Here is a 24,152-nt window from a genome sequence, read left to right on the forward strand (position 1 = left end):
CGGTTCGGGCGGGCATCGCTGCCCTCTCGACGGCGTCCGCCCAGGTCCCGGACGTAGACTGGCCCGCGGTGCGCCCGGCAGCCCGGGCGCCGGACCGACAGCGAGGGGGACGCATGGGACGGGTCATCTCGGTCTCGGACAGCACGGTGGTCGCCCGGCCGGGAGTTCGCCTTCCGCGTGCACGCCATCGGCGGCGCGAAGCGACGGGTCCCCGCCCGCATCGCGTCCTGGCGGTACACCTTCGAGGAGCTCGACGGCGGGACCCTCGTCACCGAGACGTGGACCGACGACCGTCCCTGGCACGACGCCGCCGCGCAGGCGTTCGACTTCGTCGCGACCGGCGGGACCACCTTCGCGGCGTTCCAGCGCGGGAACATCCGGCGCACGCTGCGCAACCTCAAGGCGGCGGCCGAGGCCGGACCGTCCGGGCGGGACCGCTAGTCCCGGATCCGCACGGCCGTCTCCCGCAGGTACAGGTCCACCCGCGTGTAGGCGTCCCGCGTCAGGGCCTTCCAGAGTTCGACGGCGAGCCGCGGGTCCTCCTTCTCCACGGTCCTGATGGCCTGGGCGGTGAGCACCTTGACGTGCACGTCCTCCAGCGCCTTGACCGTCGTCTCCTGGCGGTCGTCGCTGCCCAGGGCGAGCTCGCCGAACGTCATCCCGGCGCTCAGGGTGGTCAGCTTGAGGCGCCCGCCGGTGGGTCCCGGGACCGACGTGGCGATCTTGCCCGAGAGGATGAAGAACACGCCGCCGAACGTCTGGCCGACGCGCCGCACCACGTGGCCCTTCTCGTAGGTGCGGTCCTCCATATGCGCGGTGAGGGCCTCGACGTCCTCGTCGGAGAGCGGGTTGAGCGCTGGGCACTGGGCCACGTCCACCTCCGAGGGGAGCAGGAGGTCCCCGCCGTACCGGGTGATGAGCTCGTTCTCGCACCATTCGACGGCGGCGGTGCGGGTGTCGAAGGTGGGGACGGGCCGGTCGACGTCCCGGAACGTCTCGGCGAGGGTGCCCTCGCCGTCGATCAGCACGAGGTCGCAATCCACCTTCGTGAGGTTCTCCCGCACCTCGCCGAGCAGGCGGAGGGAGACGTCGGCGACCTCGTCCACGCGGCGCAGGTCTAGGATCACGAAGTCGACGTCGTCGTCGAGTCCGCTCAGCTCACGCACCATGGACTCGGTGCCCGCGAACAGGAGGTCGCCGTTGAGCTCGATCACCATGGCCTGGTTCCCGTGCTCGCGCAGCACGTCCATCGCCTCGTCCGTGCGCCGGATGCCCGACGGCGCGGCGAGGATGTCGTAGGTGGCGCGGATGGCGGACCGGCCGGCCCGCGCCGCGCGGACGAAGTGCAGCTCCATGTCACGGGACATGCGCTGGCTCGTGGCCATGCCGCGCACGCTGCTGCCGTGCTCGTCGAGCGGGGGCGAGTAGACCGCGAGTCCCACCTGTCCGGGCAGGACGGCGATGGTGCCGCCGCCCACACCGCTCTTGGCCGGCATGCCCACGGTGCTGATCCACGATCCGGCGTCGTCGTACATCCCGCACGTGGTCATCACGGACAGGACCCGCTCGACGGCCAGGAGGTCCATGGCCTCGACCCCGGTCAGCGGGTTGCGTCCCGAGTTCGCGAGCGTGGCCGCCATGACGGAGAGGTCCATGCAGTTGACCATCACGGAGCACTGCCGGAAGTAGTCCTCGATGACGGGCGTGGGATCGTCCTCGATGATGCCGAACGACCGCAGCAGGTGGGCCAGCGCGCGGTTGCGGTGGCCGTGGTCCAGCTCGGACCTGAAGATCTCCTCGTCGACGCCGAGCTGGCGTCCGGCGAAGTGCGAGTAGGTGCTGAGGATGCGCTTGAAGCGCCGGTTCCCGCCGCGCGACTGGACGAGGGAGGTGGCCGTCAGCGCGCCGGCGTTGATCATCGCGTTCGAGGGGCGGCCGGTACCCGGTGCGAGGGAGATCTCGTTGAACGAGTCACCCGACGGTTCCACGTCCACCTTGGCGTCGACGGCGTCCATGCCGAGGTCCGAGAGCGCCAGGCCGTAGGTGAACGGCTTGGAGATGGACTGGATGGTGAACTCCTCGCGCGTGTCGCCCACCTCGTACATGTACCCGTCCACGGTGGTCAGGCAGATGCCGAAGTTGTCCGGGTCCACGTTCGCCATAGCGGGGATGGTGCTGTACGGCTTGCCGTCGCGCAGATCCGAGATCTCCCGGTGGATGGTCCGCAGGTAGCTCTCGATCGGTGATTCCATGCTCTCCACCCTACGGGGCAGGGAGCGCCCGTCCGACGGCCGAGGGCGCGTGGTCGGCGCGTGGTCGGCGCGCGGTCGGGGGTCGGGGGTCGGTGCGCGGTCGGGTGTCAGCGCGTCGCGAGCGTGTGCCGGACGGACAGCACGAAGAGCTGGGCGACGGCGGTCGCGACGCCGGTCAGCAGGAGCACGGGCGCCACCACCGCCGTGTGGTTGTACCAGGGGTTGATGTAGCCCGCGCCCGGCTGCGACGAGGTCATGGCCTCCAGGTACTGCTGCTCGTAGAGCATCGGCGCCGCCAGGAAGAACACCCCGAACGCCACGAGGGCTCCCGCGAGGATCCACAGCCACCGGTCGTACGGGTTGCGGGGCGCCGCTTCGTCCTGCCGGGGAGGGGCCCCGGGTGCCACCTCGCGGATCGCCGACGATTCGACGGACGGCTCCGGCTCGGGCGGCAGGGCAGGGGCCGGCGGTGCGGGGGACTCCATGCGGGGGACCGCCTCGGTGGCGCCGCCGCGCTGGTAGATCCCCTCGTAGCGCGGGTCGTAGGTGGACTGCATGCGCTCGCTGCTCATCGGTTTCCTCCCCCTGGACGGACGAATGCTCCCTAGTAAAGCACGGTGCCGCCTCCGGACAGCATGATGCAATGGAGGTCCGGCCGCAGGGCACCACGGCACGAACGACGATCGGACGCAGCGATGCCACGCACACCCACGCGCACCGGGACGAGCGCCCCACGCCTGTCCCTCCGGGCCCCGCGCGGCGCCCGGGTAGAGGCGCCGCACCTGCTCGACGGCGACCACCGCGAGGGCGAGCACTACGAGCGGCTGGACCTCGACGGCGCGGAGCTCGCCGGCATCACGCTGCAGGAGTGCCTGTTCGAGGGGGTCTCGCTCGACGGCACCGACCTGCGCGGCGCACGCGTCATCGAGTGCGCCTTCGAGGGCCTCTTCGCCCCGGTGTTCCGCGCCCCGCGCAGCAGCTGGCGGGAGACGTCGCTGCGCAGCACGCGGTGGGGATCGGCGGAGCTCTACGACAGCCGGCTCGACGGCGTCCACCTGGACGGCGGGAAGCTCGACTACGTGAACCTCCGCAGCGCGCGGCTGACGGACGTCCTCGTCAGCGGCTGCATCATCGGTGAGCTGGACCTCACGGGGGCCAGGGCGACACGGCTCGCCCTGGCGGACTGCACCATCGGGACGCTCACGCTCGACGGCGCGCAGCTCCGCGACACGGACCTCCGCACCAGCAGCTTCCGCGGCCTGCAGGGGCTCGACGGGCTGCGCGGCGCCACCATCGACGAGTACCAGCTGCAGCTGCTGGCGCCCTTCCTCGCCGACAGCATGGGCCTGCGCGTCGAGGGCTGACCCCGGTCGGGAGCGGCCCGTCAGGGCTCGCGCGGCGTCCCGGCCCCCGGATAGCCCGGCCCCGCGGGATGCGGCACGCCCGGGGGATGGCCGGGACCATCGGGGTGGGCTGGACCGGCGGGGTGGCGGTCGCCGCTGTAGTCCCGATCGGCAGCAGGGGAGGCAGCAGTGGGAGCGGCGGTGGACGCGGCGGCAGGACCGCCGGGAGCCACGGGGCCCGCCGGCTGCCGACCGGGACCTGCGGCGGGAGGAGTCGCGGGAGGGCGGAGAGGCTGGACGGGCTGGTCCTGCACCGGCTCGGACTTCCGCGTGCGCGTCCGCGTCCACGGCGGCACGGCGGGGTCCGTCGGAGGGAGTGCGGAGTGGGCGCCGCGAGGGCGGTAGGCGTACCCGTCGGCGGAGGGCTGCCCGGGGAACGCGGCGGCCGGCAGGAAGACCGGCGGGGGAGGCACGGTGCGCGTGCGCGCGATGCCCCGACGGTCCGCGAGGCGCACGATGACGACGGCGGTGACCGCCATGGTGAGGGCCGAGACCACCAGCCCGCTCACCGATCCCTCGGTGGAGTTGACGTCCACCAGCCCGAAGGCGCCGAGGACGAAGATGGTCATGTTGTTGATCGCGTGGACCGCGATCGCGGCCTCCAGCCCGCCCGTGCGCCAGGTGATCCAGCCGGCGAAGACGGCGAAGAGCGCGACGTCGGCCTGGCCGAGCGGGTCGTAGCCGTGGCCGAGCACGAACAGGGGCACGGGGAGGAGGATCGCGAAGGCCGGGTGCTTCAGCCAGCTGCCGATGGCCTGCATGAGGAAGCCCCGGAAGACGTACTCCTCGGCCGCGGCCTGGAACGGGACGGCGAGGAGGGACAGGGCCAGCATGATGACGAGGATCGAGGTGTCCTGCTGCGCGGGCGCGGCGACGGCGTCCTCGGGGAAGAAGAACCCGATGCCCGTCGAGACCGCGAGGCTCACGAGGAAGACGCCCAGGGCGGCGGCCGTGCAGACCGCGAGCCAGGTCCAGCGGATCCGGCCGGCCACGGAGGAGAGCAGGCCGAGGGGCCTCGGCCCCGTGATCAGCGCCGCGAGGGCGAGCGCGGGGATCATCAGGATCAGCGACACCAGCGTGAAGGCGAACATCACCGGGTTGCTCAGGTCCAGTACCGTCAGGGCGTCCAGGTACGGGTCGACGCCGGTGGGCGAGAGGGTGGCGAGGCCCAGGCCACCCACGACCACCACGAGGATGAAGACGACGTAGAACACGAAACCGAGCAGCGCCGTGAGGAGCGGTTTCCACCAGCGGTGCCGTGGCCAGGAGAGGGCCAGCCGATGGAACTCGTACTGTGGGTCGACCTGTTGCATGGGTCTACCGTAGTGCGGATTCCTTGGTACTCTCTGCGACGCTTCCGGCGCGGTCCTGGCGGTGGCGCAGGTGCCCGAGGAGGGTGACGACGGCGGAGAGCAGCGCGGAGACCGCCACGCCGAGCCAGAGGCCCACGGAGAGGGCCAGGGCCCCCACCACGGCGCCGGCCAGGATCAGGACGATCGCCGAGGCGCGGCGTGCCCAGAACGGGCTCTTGCCGCCGGCGAGGCGGGAGTCGGAGGCGAGCCCGGTGATCGTCGAGGTCACGACGACGGTCGTGATCTCCGCGACCTTGAGGCGCTTCGCCGTCGCGGCCTGGACGCCCATCACCGTCGCGAGCACCGACGTCGTGATGCTGCCGAGGACCTCCTCGGCACGGACGTCGACCAGCGCGACGTACACCGCGAGCGCCGTCAGGCCGACGGTCACCGCGAGGAGGGTGCTCGAGGTGCGGCCGGACCATCCCTCGGGTCCCTTCCGCAGCACCCGGCCCGCGAGGGCCGCACCCACCATGAAGAAGACGAGGGCGAGGGCCGGCCGGAGGATGGGTAGTTCGGCGCCGCCGGCGAAGGCCATGCCGAGGAGGACCACGTTGCCGGTCATGTTGCCCGTGAAGACGCGGTCGAGGCCGAGATAGCCCACGGCGTCGATCACGCCCGTGGAGAACGTGAGGACGAGCATGAGCCACAGATGGAGGCGGTCCGTGGCCACCCGATTCTTCTTCACCATGTTTTCCTTCGGTAACAACCTTGAAACGAATGTATACGAAGCTTATCGTCGTATCGGTGATTGTATTCAATGCCGGATCGAATGCAGACCGCGATGCAGAAGCAGTTCCGTCCCGTTCGTGAGGAACCCCATGCAGCACCACCCGCAGCACTCCGCGCAGCATCCCCAGCAGAGGTCCGTGCACCGCCGCCGGCACGGCAGGGCGGGCCTGCTCGCCGCCGCCGTCGCCCTGACGGCCCTGACCGCATGCCAGCCCGTCCAGCCGCTGCCGGCCGCGCCGGTCCGCGACGACGTGACGAGCGTGCCCCTGACGGGCGCGGCCGTCCGGGACGGAGGGGACCTCGTCATGGCGCTCTCCGCCGAGCCGGACCGCCTCGACCCGACGACGTCGTCGTCCCTCTACACGCGCTACGTCATGCAGACCATGTGCCAGAAGCTCTACGACATCGACGCCGAGGGCGGGCTCGTCCCGCAGCTGGCCACGGCCCTGCCGGAGATCTCGGAGGACGGCCTGACCGTCACCATCCCCGTGCGCACCGACGCGGTGTTCGCGGACGGCGAGCCCTTCGACGCGGAGGCGGTCCGCGCGACCCTCGAGCGCCACCTCACCCTCGAGGGCTCCACCCGCAAGAGCGAGCTCGGGCCCATCAGCGACATCCGCGCGGTGGGTGCCGACCGGGTGCAGATCAGCTACGAGAAGCCGTTCGCGCCCCTCGCCGCGGCCCTCGCCGACCGCGCCGGCATGATGCTCTCGCCCAGGGCCATCGCGGAGCAGGGTGCCGACTTCGGCAGCAGCCCGGTGTGCGTGGGGCCGTTCAAGTTCGTGGACCGCGTACCGCAGACGTCCATCACGGTCGAGCGCGACCCGCTCTACTACGACGCCGACGACGTGCACCTCGACACCATCACCTACCGGATCATCACGGACGCGAACATCCGGGCCGCGAACCTCCGCTCCGGGGACGTGCAGGTGGCCGACACCATCTCGCCGCAGGACATCGACGCCCTGCTCCAGGAGGACGGCGTCGGTGTGCTGCAGGTCGGCTCGCTCGGCTACCAGGGGCTCACCGTGAACGTGGGCAACACCGCCGGCGTCGGGGAGCCGCCGGGCACCATCGACACGCCGCTCGCGCAGGAGAGGGCGATCCGCATGGCCCTGTCCATGTCCATCGACCGCGAGGCCCTCGTGAACACCGTGTTCAACAGCTGGTTCGAACCCGCGTGCTCGCCCATCCCACCCGACAGCCCGTACTCCTCCGCCCTGAGCGAGGCCTGCCCGCCGTACGACCCGGAGGGGGCGAAGAAGCTGCTCGCCGACGCCGGCGTCGAGACGCCGTACCCCGTCCGGATGCAGGTCACCAACACCCCGGACACCCTCCGCTACGGGCAGGCGCTGCAGGCGGCCGTCGCCGACGGCGGCTTCGACCTCACCGTGGTGCCGGTCGAGTACTCGACCCTCCTCGACGTCCAGTCCCAGGGCGACTTCGAGGCACTCCAGCTCGGCTGGTCCGGGCGGATCGACCCGCACGGCAACATGTTCAACTTCCTCTCGACCGGCGGCGGCAACAACTACTCCGGCTACAGCAACCCCGCGGTGGACGAGCTGCTGACCGGCGCCGCGCAGATCAATGACGTCGGCGAACGCGCGGCCCTGTACGGCCGGGCCGTGGAGCTCGTGCAGCAGGACAACCCGCTCATCTACCTGTACCGGCAGCGGAGCCTCACCGCCTACAGCACGGACATCGCCGGCGTGGAGACCTTCGCCGACGGTGTCGTGCACCTCAGCAACGCCGCCTTCATCGAGCCGTCCTCCGAGAGCGAGAACTGACATGGGCCGCTATCTCCTCACCAAGCTCTGGCAGTCGGCCGTCACGCTGATCCTCGCGTCCGTCGTGGTCTTCGTCGGGGTGCGCCAGCTGCCCGGCGACCCCGCGCTCGCCATGGCGGGGGAGGAGGCGACCCCCGAACAGCTCGCCGCCGTGCGTGCCGAGATGGGCCTCGACCAGCCTCTCGTGGCCCAGTACTTCGCCTTCGTGCGCAACATGTTCCGCGGCGACTTCGGCGAGTCCACCCGGACGGGCACCCCGGTCACGGAACTGATCGCGACCACCCTGCCGGTCACGCTCTGGCTCTCCGCGTACGCGATCGTGGTGGCGATCGTCGTCGGGATCCTGTTCGGCGTGATCGCCGAACGTTTCCGGGGACGCTGGCCCGAGTGGGTCGCGAACGCCTTCGCCCTCATCGGTCTCTCGGTGCCCAACTTCTGGCTCGGCATCCTCGCGATCCTGTACCTGGCCGTCAGCCTCGGGTGGTTCCCCGCCTCCGGGTACGTCGACGTGCTCTCCGATCCGCTCCGGGGCCTCTACTACCTCACGCTGCCGGCCCTGATCCTCGGCACCGGGCTCGCCGCCGTCATCATGCGCCAGACCCGGGCGTCGATGATCGAGACCATGAGCACCGACTACGTCCGGACGGCCCGCGCGAAGGGCCTCGGCCGCGGCCGCGTGCTGATGCGGTACGGGCTGCGGAACTCGCTGATCGTCGTCGTGACCATCGTGGGCCTGCAGCTCGGCGGGCTCATCTCGGGAGCCGTGGTGACGGAGCGCATCTTCGCGCTGCCGGGGTTCGGGAAGCTCACCCTCGACGCCGTCTTCACGCGTGACTACCCCGTCATCCAGGCGGTGGTGCTGATCATCACCGTCAGCTACATCCTCATCAACCTCGCCGTGGACGTCCTGTACTCGGTGGTCAATCCCAAGATCCGCGTCGGAGGAGCCAACTGATGGCCGTCGAAACACTGACCCCGGGAGCGGGCGGGTCGGGCCTCGGCTCCGGCCGCGGGCGCATCCTGTCCTCCCTGCGCTCGAACCCGCTCGGCATCACCGGCGGCATCATGCTCGTCGTCGTCGTGCTGGCGGCTCTCCTCGCGCCGGTCCTCGCACCCTATCCGCCCACGGAGGTGCACTTCGACACCCCGTTCCAGCGGCCCCTCACGGAGGGCTTCCCGCTCGGCACCGACGACCTCGGGCGGGACATCCTCTCGCGCCTGCTGTTCGGCATCCAGACCTCGCTGCAGGTCGGCGTGCTCTCCGTGCTGCTCGCCGTCGTCATCGGGACGCCGCTCGGCCTGCTTGCGGGCTACTCCCGCGGGTTCGACGCCGTCATCTCCCGCCTCACCGACGTCACGCTCGCGTTCCCGTTCCTGATCATCGCCGTCGGCCTCGCCGCGATCAGCGGCCCGAGCCTCGGCAATGCGGCGATCGCGCTCGGCATCGCGCAGATCCCCACCATGATCCGGGTGGTGCGCGGTGAGACGCTGCGCATCAAGGAGAGCGACTTCGTGCTCGGCGCCCGCACCATGGACGCCTCGCCGACGTGGATCATGCTGCGGCACGTCCTGCCGAACGCCACGTCGGCCATCATCGTGCAGGCTACGGTGATCATGCCCGTCGCGGTGATCGGCGAGGCGCTGCTGTCCTTCCTCGGGCTCGGCATCCAGCCACCCACGCCGAGCCTCGGCATCATGCTCTCCGACGCCCAGCAGTACCTCTTCCGCGCACCCAGCGCGGCCATCTTCCCGGGCATCGCGATCGCCCTGATCTGCCTCGCCTTCAACCTGTTCGGGGACGCCCTGCGCGACGCCTTCGACCCGACGAACACCAGCCGGAAGTGACCACGATGACGTACACACCCCCTCCCTCCTTCACCACGCGCCCCACCCTCCAGGGCACCTTCGGCATGAGCGCCTCGACGCACTGGCTGGCCACCGCCTCCGCGCAGGCCGTCCTGGAGCGCGGCGGCAACGCCTTCGACGCCGCCGTCGCCGGGGCGTTCGTCCTGCACGTCGTCGAACCGCACCTCAACGGGCCAGGCGGCGACATGACCGGCGTCTTCGCCACGGCGGAGGAGCCGGGCCGGCCGGTGGTGCTCATGGGACAGGGCCCCGCCCCGGCCGCCGCGACGCGGGAGCACTACCTCGCCGAGGGCCTCGAGCTCGTCCCGGGCGCGGGTGCTCTCGCTGCGGCCGTCCCCGCCGCCGTCGACGCCTGGCTGCTCCTGCTGCGCGACCACGGCACCTGGGAGCTCGAGGACGTCCTGGCGTTCGCGATCGGGTACGCGCGGGACGGGCACCCGATCGTCGGGCGCGTGGGGGCGACCATCGCGGCCGTCGCTGACCTGTTCACCGAGCACTGGCCCACGTCCGCGGCCCTCTGGATGCCCGAGGGCAGGCCGCCACGCGAGGGCGAGGTGATCCGGAACGAGGCCTACGCGCGCGTCCTCGGCGCCCTGGTCGGCGCTGCCGGCGACGGCGGGACCCGCGCCGAGCGGATCGACGCCGCACGGCTCGAGTGGCGCACGGGGCTCGTCGCGCAGGCCTCCGCCGCGTTCGCGGCGACGCCGCACCGGCATTCCTCCGGCCTGGACCACGCCGGCGTGATCACCGTCGAGGACTTCGCCGGGTTCCAGGCCGGCTACGAGGAGGCCGCCACCCTCGAGTTCCGCGGCCACACCATCGCCAAGACCGGACCGTGGGGGCAGGGCCCCGCCCTGCTGCAGACCCTCGCCATCCTCGACGGGTTCGACGACGACCGGCTCGACCCGTCCACCGCCCTCGGCGCGCACACCATCCTCGAGGCGCAGAAGCTCGCCATCGCCGACCGGGAGGCCTACTACGGCGACGCCGACGTACCCCTGGAGTACCTGCTCTCCGCGGAGTACGCCGCGGAGCGCCGCGCCCTGATCACCGCCGACGCGTCACGCGAGTTCCGGCCCGGGACGGTCCCCGGCGTGGAACCCTTCATCCCGCCGCTGCGCACCGACTACACGCCGCCCGCCCTGGTCGGCTCCGGCGGCTTCGCCGGGGTGGGAGAACCCACGGTGTCCCGCAGCGGCGAGACGCGCGGCGACACGTGCCACATCGACGTCGTCGACGCGGCCGGCAACATGGTCTCCGCGACGCCGAGCGGGGGCTGGCTGCAGTCCTCGCCGACCATCCCCGAACTGGGCTTCTGCCTCGGCTCCCGGCTCCAGATGACGTGGCTGGAGGAGGGCGCGCCGTCCACGCTGCAGCCCGGCAAGCGGCCCCGCACCACCCTCACCCCCACGCTGATCCTCCGGGACGGGAAGCCCGTCGTCGCCCTCGGCTCGCCCGGCGGCGACCAGCAGGACCAGTGGCAGCTGCTCTACATCCTCCGCACGATCGTCGGCGGGTACACGCCGCAGCAGGCGATCGACGCGCCGTCCCTGCACACCACGTCCATCCCCGGATCCTTCTGGCCGCGCACCTGGGAACCGGGCGGCGCCGTCGTCGAGGACCGGCTGGGCGAGGACGTCATCACGGACCTCGAACGCCGGGGCCACTCCGTGACGCGGGCGGGGGACTGGTCCCTCGGGCGCCTCTCGTCCGTCTCCAAGGACCACGAGACCGGCGTGCTGTCGGCCGCCGCCAACCCGCGAGGAGCACAGGGCTATGCTGCAGGACGCTGAGAACATCCTGGAGGTCACCGACCTGGAGGTGACGTTCGGGGGGACGCCCGTCCTGCACCGGATCGGTTTCTCGATGCGGCGCGGCGAGCGGGTGGCCATCGTGGGGCAGTCGGGCTCCGGCAAGTCGACGGCGATCGGGGCGATCCTGCGCCTGCTGCCCGGCAGCGGACGCATCGCGCACGGGTCCATCGTGCTCGGCGCCGGGCGGACGCGGGGCGACGTCGAGGACCTCGCCACGGCGTCCGAGCCCGTGCTGCGGACCATCCGCGGGCAGCGCGTGGCGCTGGTCCCGCAGGACCCGATGTCCAACCTGAACCCGGCCATGAAGATCGGCCCGCAGGTCGCCGACGCGATCCTGGCGAGCCTGCGCACCGTCGTCGGTGGAGCGAAGCCCGACCGCGCCGAGGTGCGCCGGCGGGCCGTCGCCCTCCTGTCCGAGGCGGGCATCCCCGACGCCGACCGCCGCTACGGGCAGTACCCCCACGAGTTCTCGGGCGGCATGCGGCAGCGCGTCCTCATCGCCATCGCCCTCGCGGGGGAGCCCGAGCTGCTCATCGCGGACGAGCCGACCTCCGCGCTGGACGTCACCGTCCAGCGGCAGATCCTCAACCACCTGCAGTCGCTCGTGGACGCCCGCGGCACCTCGCTGCTGTTCATCACGCACGATCTCGGGCTCGCCGCCGACCGGACGGACCGCATCATCGTGATGTCGGAGGGCCGCATCGTCGAGGTCGGGACACCCCGGCAGATCCTGCTCGACCCGCAGGAGGAGTACACCCGGCGGCTCGTCGCCGCCGCCCCGTCCGTGGCGGCGGTGCTCGACACGCAACCGCCGGCGGGCCCGGGCGACGGGGAGGTGCCCGCGCCGGCGATCCTCGTGGTCGAGAACCTCGTCAAGGAGTTCGCGCTCCGCGGCCAGCGCGGCAGCACGGTGCGCGCGGTGAACGACGTCTCCTTCGCGGTGGCACGGGGCACGACGACGGCGGTCGTGGGGGAGTCCGGCTCCGGCAAGACGACGGTGGCGCGCATCATCCTCGGGCTGGAGACGGCGTCGTCGGGGCAGGCCCTGATCGACGGCGAGTCCCTCACGACCACGCGCGGCGCCCAGCGCCGGGCGCTCCGCCGCAAGGTGCAGCCCGTGTTCCAGGACCCCTACGGCTCCCTGGACCCGACCTACAGCATCGAGCGCCTGATCGACGAACCGCTGCGCATCTTCGGCGTCGGGGACCGCCGGAGCCGCCAGCAGAGGGTCGGCGAGCTCCTGGACCAGGTGGCCCTGCCCCGTTCCGTCGCGCAGCGCCGGCCGAACGAGCTCTCGGGCGGGCAGCGGCAGCGCGTGGCCATCGCCCGTGCGCTCGCGCTCGAGCCGGAGCTGCTGATCTGCGACGAGGCGGTGTCCGCGCTGGACGTGCTCGTGCAGGACCAGATCCTGGGACTGCTCGCCGACCTGCAGGATAGGCTCGGCCTCACCTACCTCTTCATCACGCACGACCTCTCGGTGGTGCGGCAGATCGCGTCCACCGTCGTCGTGATGAAGTCGGGCGACGTCGTCGAGAGCGGTTCGGTGGACGACGTCTTCAACCGCCCACGGGCCGAGTACACGAAGGAACTTCTTGGAGCGATCCCCGGTGCGGCCTTCGCGGCCTGAGACGGACGCGGCGGCCCCGAGGTGTTCCCTTGACGTGTTGCGGCGCGACATCATCCTCGGCGCGCTGCGCCCGGGGGCCCGCGTGACGGAGGCGGCACTCGCCGCCACGTACGGCGTCTCCCGCATCCCGGTGCGGGAGGCGCTGCGTGCCCTCGAGGCGGAGGGGTTCGTCGAGTCGAAGCCCTACGCGGGCTCCACGGTCGCGAAGATCCCGCTCGACGACGCCGAGGACCTGTTCGCCGTCCGCGGGGTCATCGAGGCCACCATCGCACGCCGCGCGGCCCGGCGGGCGGCGGAGCACTTCACCGGCGAGGCGCCCAGCACCGAGTGGTGGGCGGCGCGCCGGGCACTGGCGGTCATCCTCGACGACGGCGACCGCGCGGTGGCCGCCGACGCCCTCGCGGACCTGCCCGAACTGAACATCCGGTTCCACCTGGGCGTCGCCGAACTCAGCGGCAGCGCGTCGCTGGCCGCCCTCCTCCGGCAGATCTCGGGCAAGATCGAGTGGCTCTACGCGGCCGACGTGGACAACCGCGGCAAGCAGTCGTGGGGCGAGCACCGCCTGATCATCGCGGCGATCGACGCCGGCAACGCGGACGAGGCGGACCGCCTGATGGCGGGCCACGTGAGTTCCTCGCAGCGCGGGTACATGGAGCGCTTCGCGGCCCCCGGGGGGAGCGGGACGGGTGCGGCCGGCGCTACAGGAACGGACGCAGCGGCGCGAGGATGATCTCGCTGGCCCGGGCCACGAGGTGGCGGCCCTCCCACTCCTCCCGGGTCAGGACACGGCTGTTGGAGGAATCGACGGAGAAGATCGTCTCCATCGTGGCCGCGAGGTCCCGGTCGAAGATCTCGAGGTTGATCTCGTAGTTGCCCGTGAGGCTGAGGCGGTCGATGTTCGCGGTGCCGACCGTGCTCCACTCGCCGTCGATCGTCGCCGTCTTCGCGTGGATCATCGAGTTCTGGTACAGCAGGATCTGCACGCCGGCGTTGATCAGCGACGAGTAGAACCCGCGGGACAGCCAGTCCGAGACCACGTGGTTGGAGTCCTCGGGGAGGATCACGCGGACGTCCACGCCGCGGCGGCTCGCCCGCAGGAGGGCGTCGAGGATCTGCCGGTCGGGGATGAAGTACGCGGTCGTGATGAAGATGTGGTCCTTCGCCCGGTTGATGGCGTCGAGGTAGACGCCCCGGATGGGGAACACGAGGTAGGCCGGGATGTTGTTGACGGCGCGGATGCGCGGTTCCCAGAACGACGCGCTGCGATCCGGCAGTTCGGGCCGGAGCGGCCGGGCACGGAGGTTCCAGAAGTTGGCGAAGGCCTCGCGGAGCTCCCAGACGGACGGCCCGCGGAGCTCGAGGTGGGTGTCCCGCCATTTCGTCGCGTAGAGCGAGCCGATGTTGTACCCGCCCACGAAGCCGACCTCGTCGTCGACCACGAGCACCTTGCGGTGGTCGAAGCCGCTCCCGCGGATGTTCGTGAACACGATCGACGGGCGCAGGACGGGGAAGCGGTAGGCGTTGACGAGCGGGTGGAACCTGTAGAAGAACGGGTTGACCACGAGGTTCGCGAAGCCGTCGTAGATCACGTAGACCTCGACGCCCCGCTCGGCCGCCCGGTTCACGGCGTCGCGGAACCGTGCGCCGACGGCGTCGCCCTTCCAGATGTACGTCTCGAGCAGCACCTGGTGCTGGGCCCCGTCGATGGCCGCGATCATGGCGTCGAAGAGGTCCTCGCCGAACGTGTAGACCGTGGTGTCCGTGTCGGCGATCTTCGTGCGGAACGTCCCGGGTTGGGGGAAGCCGGGGCGACGCGTGCGGCGGCGCTTCTGGTAGGTGTCCACGCCCACGAGCCCGCCGATGACCACCGCCTGCGCGGAGAACAGGGTGACCACGGCGCGCTTCATCGTGACACGGGCGAACCCCAGAACGGTCCGGCGTTTGATCCAGCTCATGGGCCCAGCGTATCGCCCCCGCCCGGGCGGACCCCGCTGCGGCACAGCTCCTAGTGGCCGCCCACCTCGACGGCCTGAGCCACCGCCGAATCGACGCCGGCCAGCCACGGGAAGCCGTGGCCCGGAAGGACGACGCCGGCGGAGGTGGCCCTCAGCGCCTCGAGCGAGCGCAGAGCCGTCGCGAAGTCCGCGGTGGCGGCCCGTGCCACGACCTGCGGGCCCGGACGGCCCGTGTAGGGGTCGCGCGTGACGAGGGCGTCGCCGCTGATCACGGCGTCGCGGTCCGGGAAGTGCAGGCCGCAGTGGCCCCTGGTGTGGCCGGGCGTGGGGATGAGCAGGGGCGCGCCGGGCAGCGCTGCGGCGGCCTCGGGGGTCAGCGGCAGGGTGCCCTCCAGTCCCTTCACGGTGGCCGCGCCCGCCGCGGCCATGGAGAGCAGGCCCGGGATGGCACGCGGGTACCGCAGCGGGTAGAGGAAGGGCGAGCGTTCCCGCTCGTAGCGGTAGGGGTGCGCGGCGATGAAGGCGTCGTCGGGGTGGCAGTACACGGGGATGCCGTACGCCGAGCGCAGGTGCTCGGCGGTGCCCACGTGGTCGAAGTGGCCGTGCGTCAGGACGACGGCGCGGATGTCCTCGACGGACCGGCCGATCCGGCTGAGCGCCTCGAGCAGCAGGGCCCTGGAGCGGGGGAGGCCCGTGTCCACCAGGAGCACGGCGTCGTCGTCCTCCACGAGGTAGACGTTCGTCCGGGCGTGCTCGAGGAAGTGGATCCCCGGGGCGATGTCCGTCCTGATCATGCGTCTCCTTCGCTCGTCACCTGCCCCCGACCCTAGGCACCCCCGGTGTCCTGGGACAAGGGTTCGATCAGGTCCGGGCCGTCGTTGCGCACCGAGCCCACGCGGTCCCCGACGAGCCGCGGGACCAGCTCCGGGTCGGGGATGGCGTCGAGGAGCTCCTGGACGGCCGGCCGCGAGTCGTTCCGCGGATCGAGCCAGTCGCCGCGCAGGCCCGGCGGCACGATCACCGGGGTGCGGTCGTGGATCTCGCCGAGGGCATCGCTCGCCGGACGCGTGATGATGGTGCAGCTGACCACCCACGATCCCCTCGGGTCCTCGGCGGAGGCCGTCGCGGGATCGCGCCAGAACTCGTACAGGCCGGCGAAGCCGAGGTGCGCGCCGTCGGGGCCGTGCAGGTAGATCGGCGTCTTCGACCCGTCGGGGTTCTTCCGCCACTCGTAGTACCCGTCGGCGGGCACGATCGCGCGTCGCTTGAGCGCCGCGGCCCGGAAGGACGGCTTCTCCAGGAGGGTCTCGCTGCGGGCGTTGATCATGCGGGCGCCCACGGAGGAGGACTTGGCCCAGGACGGGATCAGCCCCCAGCGCGCCCGCTCCAGCCGCCGGGTCAGCTCCCCGGTCTCCGGATCGAGCCGTTCGACGACGAGCTGCACGGTGTCGGTCGGCGCCACGTTCCACGAGGGCCGCACCTCGTCCTCGAACGACTCGTCCACCTCGAACGCGTCGACGAGGTCGGCCTTGTTGCCCGCGATGACGAACCGCCCGCACATCCGCCCGGTCCTCCCGCTGCGCCGCCGGCGCTACTTCTTCCTGCGGTCGAGGAGCAGGGACAGGGCGATGCCCACCATCCAGCTGTCCTTCGCCAGGGCCACGCCGTCCTGCGTGGGACGGATGCCGTCCTCCATCGTCAGCTCCGGCGTGCGCAGGTACATGGTCATCATGCCCGCGGAGAAGGCCAGGAGACCGAGGCCTGCCACCCTGCTCGGGACGAAGGGGGCGAGGAGCGCCGAGCCCAGGGCGATCTCGCAGGCCGCGAGGGCCTTGCCGAACTGCTGGGCCTCGAGCTGGCCGACCTGCGGGAAGGCCCGGGACGCCATGGCCTGCAGGTAACCTGCCGAGCCCTCGTCCAGGCCGGTCTTGCCGAGCCCGGAGTTGAGGATGAACGCCCCGGTCGCGAGCCGGAGGGGGATGTGGCTGAGTCGGAAGCCCATGGTGGTGCCTTTCGCTGAACGGAAACGAGGTCGCCTGTGCAGCGTACGACGCCGGGAACCACCCCGCCAGCCCTTGCGCACCGTGCATGTTTCCTCAATGTTCCGCGACCTGCCGTGGCACGTTCATGAAGCCCGCAGGTGCTCCTGCTTGGATGGGACCACGCCAGTGAAGTCCCGCAGCTATCGTCAGAAGGTTCCATGGTCCCCCGGACGGCAGAACACCCTCGGCCCCAGCACTTCCTCCTGCACATGAGCGACACCCACCTGATCGACGGCGACGGCCCCCTGTACGGGGCGGTGGACAGCGAGGAACGGCTCCGGGAGGTGTTCGACGACCTCGAGGCCTCGGGTGCACGGCCGCAGGCCATCGTCTTCACCGGGGACCTCGCCGACAAGGGTGAGCCCGGCGCCTACGCGAAGCTGCGGGCCATCGTGGATCCGGCCGCCGCGCGGCTGGGCGCCCGGGTCATCTGGGCCATGGGCAACCACGACGACCGCGCCGCCTTCAGGGCGGGCCTGCTCGACGACCCGGCGCCTGCCCGTCCCGACGCCCCCGTGGACGCCGTCCACTTCGTCGACGGGCTGAGGATCATCACGCTGGACTCCACGGTCCCGGGTCACCACCACGGCGAGTTCACCTCAGGGCAGCTCCGGTGGCTCGCGGACGAGCTCGTGGTCCCGGCACCCCACGGGACCATCCTCGCCCTGCACCACCCGCCCGTGCCCAGCGTGCAGGACCTCGCCGTCCTGGTGGAGCTGCGCGACCAGCGTGCCCTCGCCGACGTCGTCCGCGGCAGCGACGTCCGCGCCATCCTCGCCGGGCACCTGCACTACTCGACGACGGCGGTGTTCGCCGGTGTGCCGGTCTCGGTGGCGAGCGCCACCTGCTACACGCAGGACCTCCTGTTCGACGGCGGCGGCAGCCGCGGACGCGACGGCGCGCAGTCCTACAACCTCGTGCACGTCTACGAGGAGACGATCGTCCACTCCGTGGTGCCGGCCGGACGCCACACCTCCGTCGGCGAGGTCGTCCCGCGCGAGGACGCCCGCCGCCGGCTCGAGGCCGCCGGGGTGTCCATCCCCGACGGGCGCCGGGCCCGGCAGCTCACCTCGGCCTGACGCCTTCCTCCGCGCCCGCCTCGAGGGCGCCGGGCAGCCGCACGCCGAAGAGCGTCCGCGGGTCCTGCAGCAGGGCCGGCGGATCGAAGTCCGAGCGGCGCAGCCAGCCGCGCAGGCGTGCGGGTCGCAGCAGTCCGTCCTCGTGCATGAGCACCGGACCCACGCGGCCGGTCCGGAAGTGCTCACCGTCGGGATCGGCGATGGCCACGGCGTCGCCGTCCTCCACCGACTCCTCGAACACGTGCAGCTGCCGCTCCCACTTCGGCGCGGCCCGCCCACCGGGCGGCTCGGGTGGCATGAGCAGGATCGCGTCGCCCTCGGGAGGATGGGACGCGGCCCGCCAGACCCACAGGCGCCGGCCCTCCGGTTCCGTGGGGATGCGCTCCTCCTCGGGCCGGGGCCAGGAGTAGGGCAGGTCCTCGGGGATGCCGGGGAAGCGGCTCCGGTAGATCTCCGGCGCCTTCTGGATCAGGTTCGACTGGTGGCTCACGTGGAACGCCGGCTCGCCCAGCCAGGGCGGCATCGGCACGTCCGGGTCGTCGAGGACGTGCGGGGCGAACTCCAGGATCTGCCGGTGCGTCGAGTCGGCGTGGCCGCGCGAGACCCACTCGGACACCATGGCCAGGCCGTAGACGGTCAGCGCGGGGACATGGCCCATCCACATGCGGATGGCCGGGTGCTGCCGCCAGCCGTAATCGGGGATCACGAGGGCGCGCAGGGCCTGCAGGGTCTCGACGCGCTGCTTGCCGAGCCTCGCCTGGTCCAGCACCCGGGCGCTCGCCGCGAAATCGGGATAGGGCAGGAAGGTCTGCATCGCGCCAGTCTCGCACGCGGCCCCGCCACCCGGCGCGCGGCCTAGATCTCCCAGGGAGCCTTGACCGGGAAGTACTTCTCGAGGAAGTCGGTCACCAGGTGCGCCCGCTCGTCGGCCGGGACCTCGGGGAAGCTGCCGTCGTTGAGGCAGAAGAAGTCCTGGCTGCGCTTGTCCAGCATCTTGTTGAGGCTCTTCAGCCCCGAGCGCATCGTCGTGTCCACGTACTTCACGCGGGCCATCTCCTGCGTGACGGCCCGGCCGGTCAGCAGGGCGTAGTAGTGGTACAGCGAGTTGGTGACCGAGATGTTGTCCTTGGCGCGGAAGCGTGACGCCGCCGTCGCCTCGAACTCGGCGGCGAACTCCTCCTCCATCTCGAGCAGGACGCTCTTCCGCAGGGGAGCGGCGGTGTGCTCGAGGTGCCGTGTCGTGATCCGCCCGAACCGCTCGTGCAGCAGCCGCCGGTTGACGCGTGCCGCGTTCTCGAAGCCGCTGCGCTCGGCGTCGTTCTCGCCGAGCCCGATGCGCGTGTCCGCCTCGATGAACTTGGTGATCCCGCCGGGGGAGAAGAACATGTCCGGCGCCACGGGGTGCCCGAAGAACATGTCGTCGTTGGAGTAGAGGAAGTACTCGGACAGTCCCGGGATGTGCTGCAGCTGCGCCTCGACGGCCTGCGAGTTGTGGGTCGGGAGGACGGACGGGTCCTTGAAGTGCTCCTCCGAGCGCACGAGCGTCACGGACGGGTGCTCGGCGAGCCAGGCGGGCCGGTCGGAGTCCGTGGCGATGAAGATGCGCCGGACCCAGGGCGCGAACATGTAGACCGAGCGGAGCGCGTACTTCAGCTCGTCGATCTGGCGGAAGCGGGCCTCGTGGTCGTCCCCCTCGCCCACCACGACGCCCTTCATGCGGGCCGCGCGTGCCGCCTGGAACGCGGGGCTGCTGCCGTCCACCCAGGAGAAGACGAGGTCGATGTCGAAGTCGATGTCGGTGGCGTGGTCGGCGAACATGTTGTCGATGGTGGGCCAGGTGAGACCGTGCCGGTCCACCTCGCCGCGCACCACTTCGGCGGCGGGCAGGGTGCGGCGGGTCAGCGAGTTCTCGACGGGCAGCTCGATGGCCGTCTCCCCGAGCGCCCAGAGCTCGATCTGCACGCCCGCGGAGGGACCGAAGGCGAGGCCGCCGAGCGGTTCGATGCGCGGGCGGAACAGGCGGAAGATCCGGGCTTTCCGGGTCTTGGAGAGTTCGCCGTCGCTCACCAGGAGCGTGGTGCGTCGCTTCGTGTCCACGGTGCGGGAGTAGAAGGGTTCGTCACGGCAGGCGTCGACCAGCGCGGCGCGGAGCCGGTCGCGGTCCACGAGGTCCACGGCGATGACGGGCCGCTGGTCGTTGCCGCGGACCAGCAGGAACTCGATCCCCGCGCGGTCCAGGGCCGCACGGATGAAGAGCAGGTCCTCGACCATGGCCTGGTGGGGGGTGCGGTCCTGGTTGATGAGGGTGAAGCGCCGTTTGACGGTGGTGATGTCCGAGCGGCCCTCGAACCGGGCCACCGCTGCGCGAGACGCCGACTCGAGGATCTCGGCCTCGTTCTCCGGCTCCGGAGCGCCGAAGTAGATGTCGTGTTGCGCAGCTGTGTCTGTAATCGGAACCTCCGGAGGTGGGTGTGTTTGTTCCCCATGATAGGGCCTGGCGGGATGCCGCCGATGCGAGTGGGCACAATACCGCCTCGGGGCGGCACGGTCCAGCCCTCCCGGTCCGGGAGTCAGGATTGCTGGGGGGAGCGGCGCACCCGCGCGGCGACCTCGGCACGCCTCGCCTGGACGGCGATGGCCTTCTCGTAGTACGTGACGAGCTGCTCGCACAGGACGGGCCACGTGCGGCCCTGCACCGAGGCATGCGCCGCCCGGCCGAACGCACGGCGCTTCGCGTCGTCGCCGGTGAGGTCGGCGACGGCCGCGCGGAGCCCCTGCAGGTCGCCGGGCTCGTAGATCCACCCCGTGCGGGAGGAGTCCACGAGATCCAGCGGCCCGCCCCTGCCCACCGCGACGACGGGGACCCCGGACGCCATGGCCTCCTGGATGGTCTGGCAGAACGTCTCGGACTCGCCGGGATGCGCGAAGACGTCGAACGTCGCGACCATGCGGGCGAGGTCCAGGCCGGTCCGGAAGCCGGCGAAGTGCGCGCGCGGCAGCCGGGCGCGGAGGCTCTCCTTCTGCGGTCCCGAACCGACGATCACGAGCCGGGTCCCCGGCATCGCGTCGAGCACCGCGAGGTCCGCGACCTGCTTCTCCGCCGCGAGGCGCCCGACGTAGCCGATGATGCGCTCCCCGGGCGCGGCGACGGTGGCCCGCCAGCCGGCGTCGTACCGCGTGGGGGAGAACCGCTCGGTGTCGACGCCCCGCCGCCACAGATTGAGCCGCTGCACGCCGTGGGACCGCAGCTGCTCCAGCGCGAACGTGGACGGCACGAGGGTGAGGGTCGAGGCGTCGTGGATGTTCTCGACGCGCTGCCACAGGAAGGATTCGAGCCACGGGAACCCGTAGTGCGCGGCGTACGCGGGGACCTCGGTCTGGTAGACGGACACCGTCGGGATGCCGAGCTGGGCGCACGCCTGGACGGCGCGCCAGCCGAGCACGAACGGCGAGGCGACGTGGACGACGTCGGGCCCGAACTCGGCGAGGATGCGGCGCACGCGGGTCACGGTCCCGGCGGCCAGCCGCACGTTGGCGTAGCCCGAGAGGGGAACGGACGGGAGGGAGTGGACGGGATACCCCTCCACGGAGGCGGGCGCCTCGTCGTCGAGCCAGGACGACGACGGCGCGATCACCAGCACCTCGTCCCCGCGGCTGCGCAGGTGGGCGAGCACCTTCAGCAGCGAGTGGGTGACCCCGTTCATGTGGGGCAGGAATGATTCTGCGACAACGGCGATCCTCACGGTCCAACCCTCGGCCGCCGAGGCGGAGGAGGGGCCACCGCGGGGTGGAGGAGGGGTGAACGTTCGACGAACTCGGCCCCGACGTCCCGGCCGGGCTACTCCCGGCCGGAGCGCTCGCCCTGTCCGCTGTGGGAGCCGTGGGCGAGCTGCCGCGTGAGGGTGTCGATCTGCAGGCTGACGGTCCTCAGCTGGTCCTGCACCCGGGCGTCCGACTCCGCCCCCTGCGCCTCGGCCGCCTCGTCGCCGGCCGCGCGCGCCGTCGCCACGTTCTCCACGAGCCACGAGGCGAAGGCCGCCGTGACCGCGCTGAGCACGCCGATGCCGCCGAGCATCAGGCCCGCCGCCACGAGCCGCCCGGCCCCGGTCACGGGGTAGTAGTCGCCGTAGCCGACGGACGTGACGGTGGTCAGCGCCCACCAGAGGGCGTCGGGCAGGGTGAGGATGTTGGCGCCCGGGACGTCCTGCTCGACGTCGAGCACGGCGAGCGCCCCCGCGTACCCGAGCACCGCCATGGCCGAGATGACGTAGAGGACGATGTGCCCGCGCAGCGCGTCGCCGCCGGTCCGGTTGAGGACGCGCAGCAGGGGGATCAGGCGGAGCAGGCGGAGCGGGCGCAGCATGGGCAGCAGCAGGATCACGAGTTCGTGCAGGTGCCGGACGAACCACCGGCCCCGCGACGGCGCGAGCAGGAGGCTCACGAGGTAGTCGGCGAGGAAGAGGGCCCACACGCACCAGATGACGCCCTCGAGGAGCCGGGCCGTGGCCGGATCCGGGTCGCCGGTGACCTGGATCGAGTACGCCGCGAGGTAGAGCACGGCGGCGAGGATGAGGGGGATCTCGGAGCGGCGGCGCCACTGCGTCTGCTTCATCTGCTGCGTCTGCACGTGCGCACTCCTCGCTGGGCTCCCTGGGCCCGGCTCGCACCGGGATTCCCAAGCCTACGTACCGTTCGGCGTCGCCGCAGACCCGATGTCTCCGGCTCAGTACGCGCGGTAGAGCTCGCCGACGGGGACGTCGGCGGAGAGCCGGTTGCCGGGACCGGGCAGGGGACACGCCCACTGCTCGTCGTAGGCGCAGGACGGGTTGTACGCGAAGTTGAGGTCCACCACGAGGCTGCCGGGGGCGCGGCCCTCACCGAGGTGCGCGCCCTTGATGGTGTCGAGGACGTAGCGTCCGCCCCCGTAGGTCCCGCCCGGTGTGCCCGCCGTGGCGTCGCGGAGGGGCAGGAACAACCCGCCGCCGTAGGAGGCGAGCTTCCACAGGGCCAGGCTCCCGAGCCCCGGCAGCAGGAGGGTGCCGAGGCGCCGGAACGGCACGACGCCGTCGGTCCCCGTCGCGACGTCCATCTCCTCGCCCGCGCCGCCGTCGTCGAGGAGGGCCTCGAAGCGGAACGCCGGATCGTAGGGGGCGACGGCGAGCCCGGGGAAGGACGCCTTCGCGGCGTCGGCGAGGGCGGAGGCCGGGTGGGTGCGGAACAGGTCGTCGCGGCCCCGCCGCCACAGGCCGTGCGCGGCTTCGGGCGACTCCGAGGCGGCGAGCCCGCGGACGTCGTCGTAGAGGCCGAAGACGCGGCGGCGCCAGTCGGCCGTGGCCAGGGCGGTGGTGAGGGCCGTCATGGTGTCAGGCTACCGCCGGGCGGCGCCGTCCGCCCCTCCGGGCAGGGGCGACTGGTTGCCCCGGCGTACTGTAGCGGGGTGACCCTCGGCATCTTCTGCATCGTGCTGGCCTCCATCCTCGTGGGGGCCGTCGCGCAGCGCATCGCCGGCCTCGGCTTCGCCCTGCTGATCGCCCCGTTCCTCGTGATCATCCTCGGACCCCACGCCGGCGTGCTCCTCGTCAACCTCTGCGGCGTGGTGTCCTCGGCCATCATCGTGGGCCGCGTGTGGAAGGACATCGACTGGAGCATGTTCCGCTGGCTCGTGCTGCCCTCGCTCCTCGGGTCCGTCCCCGGGTCCTTCCTCGCCGTCGCCGTCCCGTCGGCGCCGCTGTCGGTCACGGTCGGCGCCGTCGTCCTCGTGGCCCTGAGCATCTCCCTCGTGCTCCAGCGCTCCGACGTCGTGGTGCGCGGCAACGTGCCGAAGGTCGTCGCGGGCTTCACCGCCGGCCTCACCAACTCGATGGCGGGGGTCGGCGGCCCGGCCGTGAGCGCCTACGCCGTCCTCTCGCGCTGGCCGCAGCGCCCCTTCGCGGCGACCCTGCAGCCCTTCTTCGTGTGCATCGGCACGGTGACGCTGACCGTCAAGCTGCTCCTCGACCCGTCCCAGGCGCCGGTCCTCGCGACGTGGATGTGGATCGCGATCGGGCTGGCCATCGTGGCCGGGATCTACGCGGGCGAGAAGCTCGGGCGGTTCGTCCGCGACGACCAGGCGCGGCTGTTCGTCATCGTGATCGCGTTCATCGGTGCGGCCCTCGCCGTCGTCAAGGGCGTGCTCGACCTCTCCGCGTGACCGGCACCACCGCACGCGGGGAGGGTCCGGCTCCGCGTCGCTCGGCGCCCGGG

General features: G+C 71.8%; 22 protein-coding genes and 1 pseudogene. 10 read left to right on the top strand and 13 right to left on the bottom strand.

The genetic code is table 11. The features are described from left to right. Positions 1–96: 96 nt before the first annotated feature. A pseudogene (locus tag ACX80K_RS11820) lies at positions 97–441 on the top strand (SRPBCC family protein); the annotation flags it as partial. On the opposite strand, the gene glsA reads toward ACX80K_RS11820, so the two are convergent. Together glsA and ACX80K_RS11830 are read right to left on the bottom strand one after the other, a co-directional pair. Further along, positions 438–2,252, bottom strand: a complete 1,815-nt coding sequence (gene glsA, locus ACX80K_RS11825; protein ID WP_459272070.1) for a glutaminase A — start codon at positions 2,250–2,252, stop codon at positions 438–440. The pseudogene ACX80K_RS11820 and the gene glsA sit on opposite strands and share 4 nt — an antisense overlap. Before the next feature lie 107 nt (positions 2,253–2,359). Continuing rightward, positions 2,360–2,824: a hypothetical protein gene (locus tag ACX80K_RS11830; protein WP_459272071.1), complete on the bottom strand. Its 465-nt coding sequence runs from the start codon at positions 2,822–2,824 to the stop codon at positions 2,360–2,362. Positions 2,825–2,947: 123 nt separating this feature from the next. On the opposite strand from ACX80K_RS11830, the gene ACX80K_RS11835 reads away from it, so the two are divergent. Continuing rightward, positions 2,948–3,616, top strand: a complete 669-nt coding sequence (locus ACX80K_RS11835) for a pentapeptide repeat-containing protein (RefSeq protein ID WP_459272072.1) — start codon at positions 2,948–2,950, stop codon at positions 3,614–3,616. Positions 3,617–3,636: 20 nt separating this feature from the next. On the opposite strand, the gene ACX80K_RS11840 is transcribed toward ACX80K_RS11835, so the two are convergent. Both ACX80K_RS11840 and ACX80K_RS11845 read right to left on the bottom strand, forming a co-directional pair. Further along, positions 3,637–4,968 (bottom strand): CPBP family intramembrane glutamic endopeptidase, encoded by a 1,332-nt coding sequence (locus ACX80K_RS11840; RefSeq protein WP_459272073.1) that lies wholly within the window; start codon positions 4,966–4,968, stop codon positions 3,637–3,639. A 4-nt stretch (positions 4,969–4,972) separates the two neighbouring features. Continuing rightward, entirely contained in the window at positions 4,973–5,698 is a 726-nt protein-coding gene (locus tag ACX80K_RS11845) for a YoaK family protein (RefSeq protein ID WP_459272074.1), read from the bottom strand. A 130-nt stretch (positions 5,699–5,828) separates the two neighbouring features. Between ACX80K_RS11845 and ACX80K_RS11850 the strand changes: the two genes are divergently transcribed. Genes ACX80K_RS11850 through ACX80K_RS11875 form a run of 6 tightly spaced genes read left to right on the top strand, consistent with a single transcriptional unit; the run spans position 5,829 to position 13,563 of the window. Continuing rightward, on the top strand, positions 5,829–7,526 hold the full coding sequence (locus tag ACX80K_RS11850) for an ABC transporter substrate-binding protein (RefSeq protein WP_459272075.1): 1,698 nt from the start codon (positions 5,829–5,831) through the stop codon (positions 7,524–7,526). Position 7,527: 1 nt separating this feature from the next. Further along, complete coding sequence (locus tag ACX80K_RS11855) at positions 7,528–8,481, top strand: ABC transporter permease (protein WP_459272076.1); 954 nt, start codon at positions 7,528–7,530, stop codon at positions 8,479–8,481. Continuing rightward, on the top strand, positions 8,481–9,371 hold the full coding sequence (locus ACX80K_RS11860) for an ABC transporter permease (RefSeq protein WP_459272077.1): 891 nt from the start codon (positions 8,481–8,483) through the stop codon (positions 9,369–9,371). The genes ACX80K_RS11855 and ACX80K_RS11860 overlap by 1 nt, the downstream gene beginning before the upstream one ends. Positions 9,372–9,376: 5 nt before the next feature. Next, positions 9,377–11,185 (top strand): gamma-glutamyltransferase family protein, encoded by a 1,809-nt coding sequence (locus ACX80K_RS11865; RefSeq protein ID WP_459272078.1) that lies wholly within the window; start codon positions 9,377–9,379, stop codon positions 11,183–11,185. Continuing rightward, positions 11,169–12,833, top strand: a complete 1,665-nt coding sequence (locus ACX80K_RS11870) for a dipeptide ABC transporter ATP-binding protein (protein ID WP_459272079.1) — start codon at positions 11,169–11,171, stop codon at positions 12,831–12,833. The genes ACX80K_RS11865 and ACX80K_RS11870 overlap by 17 nt, the downstream gene beginning before the upstream one ends. 34 nt (positions 12,834–12,867) lie before the next feature. Further along, positions 12,868–13,563: a GntR family transcriptional regulator gene (locus ACX80K_RS11875; protein WP_459272080.1), complete on the top strand. Its 696-nt coding sequence runs from the start codon at positions 12,868–12,870 to the stop codon at positions 13,561–13,563. Here ACX80K_RS11875 and ACX80K_RS11880 read toward each other — a convergent pair. The 4 genes from ACX80K_RS11880 to ACX80K_RS11895 are packed head-to-tail and all read right to left on the bottom strand — an operon-like array spanning position 13,532 to position 16,790. After that, on the bottom strand, positions 13,532–14,788 hold the full coding sequence (locus ACX80K_RS11880; protein WP_459272081.1) for a phospholipase D-like domain-containing protein: 1,257 nt from the start codon (positions 14,786–14,788) through the stop codon (positions 13,532–13,534). The two genes, ACX80K_RS11875 and ACX80K_RS11880, sit on opposite strands and share 32 nt — an antisense overlap. Positions 14,789–14,838: 50 nt before the next feature. Then, positions 14,839–15,582, bottom strand: coding sequence for an MBL fold metallo-hydrolase (locus ACX80K_RS11885; RefSeq protein WP_459272082.1), 744 nt, complete (start codon positions 15,580–15,582; stop codon positions 14,839–14,841). Positions 15,583–15,614: 32 nt separating this feature from the next. Then, a complete protein-coding gene (locus tag ACX80K_RS11890) occupies positions 15,615–16,349 on the bottom strand; it encodes an SOS response-associated peptidase (RefSeq protein WP_459272083.1) in 735 nt (244 codons plus the stop codon). A gap of 30 nt (positions 16,350–16,379) precedes the next feature. Further along, positions 16,380–16,790 carry a hypothetical protein gene (locus ACX80K_RS11895; protein ID WP_459272084.1) on the bottom strand — a complete coding sequence of 137 codons (411 nt, stop codon included), beginning with the start codon at positions 16,788–16,790 and terminating at the stop codon, positions 16,380–16,382. A 249-nt stretch (positions 16,791–17,039) separates the two neighbouring features. Between ACX80K_RS11895 and ACX80K_RS11900 the strand changes: the two genes are divergently transcribed. Then, positions 17,040–17,909 (top strand): phosphodiesterase, encoded by an 870-nt coding sequence (locus ACX80K_RS11900; protein ID WP_459272085.1) that lies wholly within the window; start codon positions 17,040–17,042, stop codon positions 17,907–17,909. On the opposite strand, the gene ACX80K_RS11905 is transcribed toward ACX80K_RS11900, so the two are convergent. From ACX80K_RS11905 to ACX80K_RS11925, 5 genes are all read right to left on the bottom strand, one after another. Continuing rightward, entirely contained in the window at positions 17,896–18,723 is an 828-nt protein-coding gene (locus ACX80K_RS11905) for an MSMEG_6728 family protein (protein ID WP_459272086.1), read from the bottom strand. The genes ACX80K_RS11900 and ACX80K_RS11905 overlap by 14 nt on opposite strands. A 41-nt stretch (positions 18,724–18,764) precedes the next feature. Next, positions 18,765–20,294 (bottom strand): stealth family protein, encoded by a 1,530-nt coding sequence (locus ACX80K_RS11910; protein ID WP_459272105.1) that lies wholly within the window; start codon positions 20,292–20,294, stop codon positions 18,765–18,767. Between the two features lie 185 nt (positions 20,295–20,479). After that, positions 20,480–21,652, bottom strand: a complete 1,173-nt coding sequence (locus tag ACX80K_RS11915; protein WP_459272087.1) for a glycosyltransferase family 4 protein — start codon at positions 21,650–21,652, stop codon at positions 20,480–20,482. Between the two features lie 95 nt (positions 21,653–21,747). Continuing rightward, entirely contained in the window at positions 21,748–22,536 is a 789-nt protein-coding gene (locus ACX80K_RS11920; protein ID WP_459272088.1) for a potassium channel family protein, read from the bottom strand. Positions 22,537–22,632: 96 nt separating this feature from the next. Further along, the gene (locus tag ACX80K_RS11925; protein WP_459272089.1) at positions 22,633–23,268 is read right to left on the bottom strand and encodes a DUF1684 domain-containing protein; all 636 of its coding nucleotides are present in this window, start codon (positions 23,266–23,268) and stop codon (positions 22,633–22,635) included. Between the two features lie 78 nt (positions 23,269–23,346). Here ACX80K_RS11925 and ACX80K_RS11930 point away from each other — a divergent pair, with 78 nt between their 5' ends. Next, on the top strand, positions 23,347–24,099 hold the full coding sequence (locus ACX80K_RS11930) for a TSUP family transporter (protein WP_459272090.1): 753 nt from the start codon (positions 23,347–23,349) through the stop codon (positions 24,097–24,099). Positions 24,100–24,152 lie beyond the last annotated feature (53 nt).

This window comes from Arthrobacter sorbitolis (assembly GCF_054510995.1).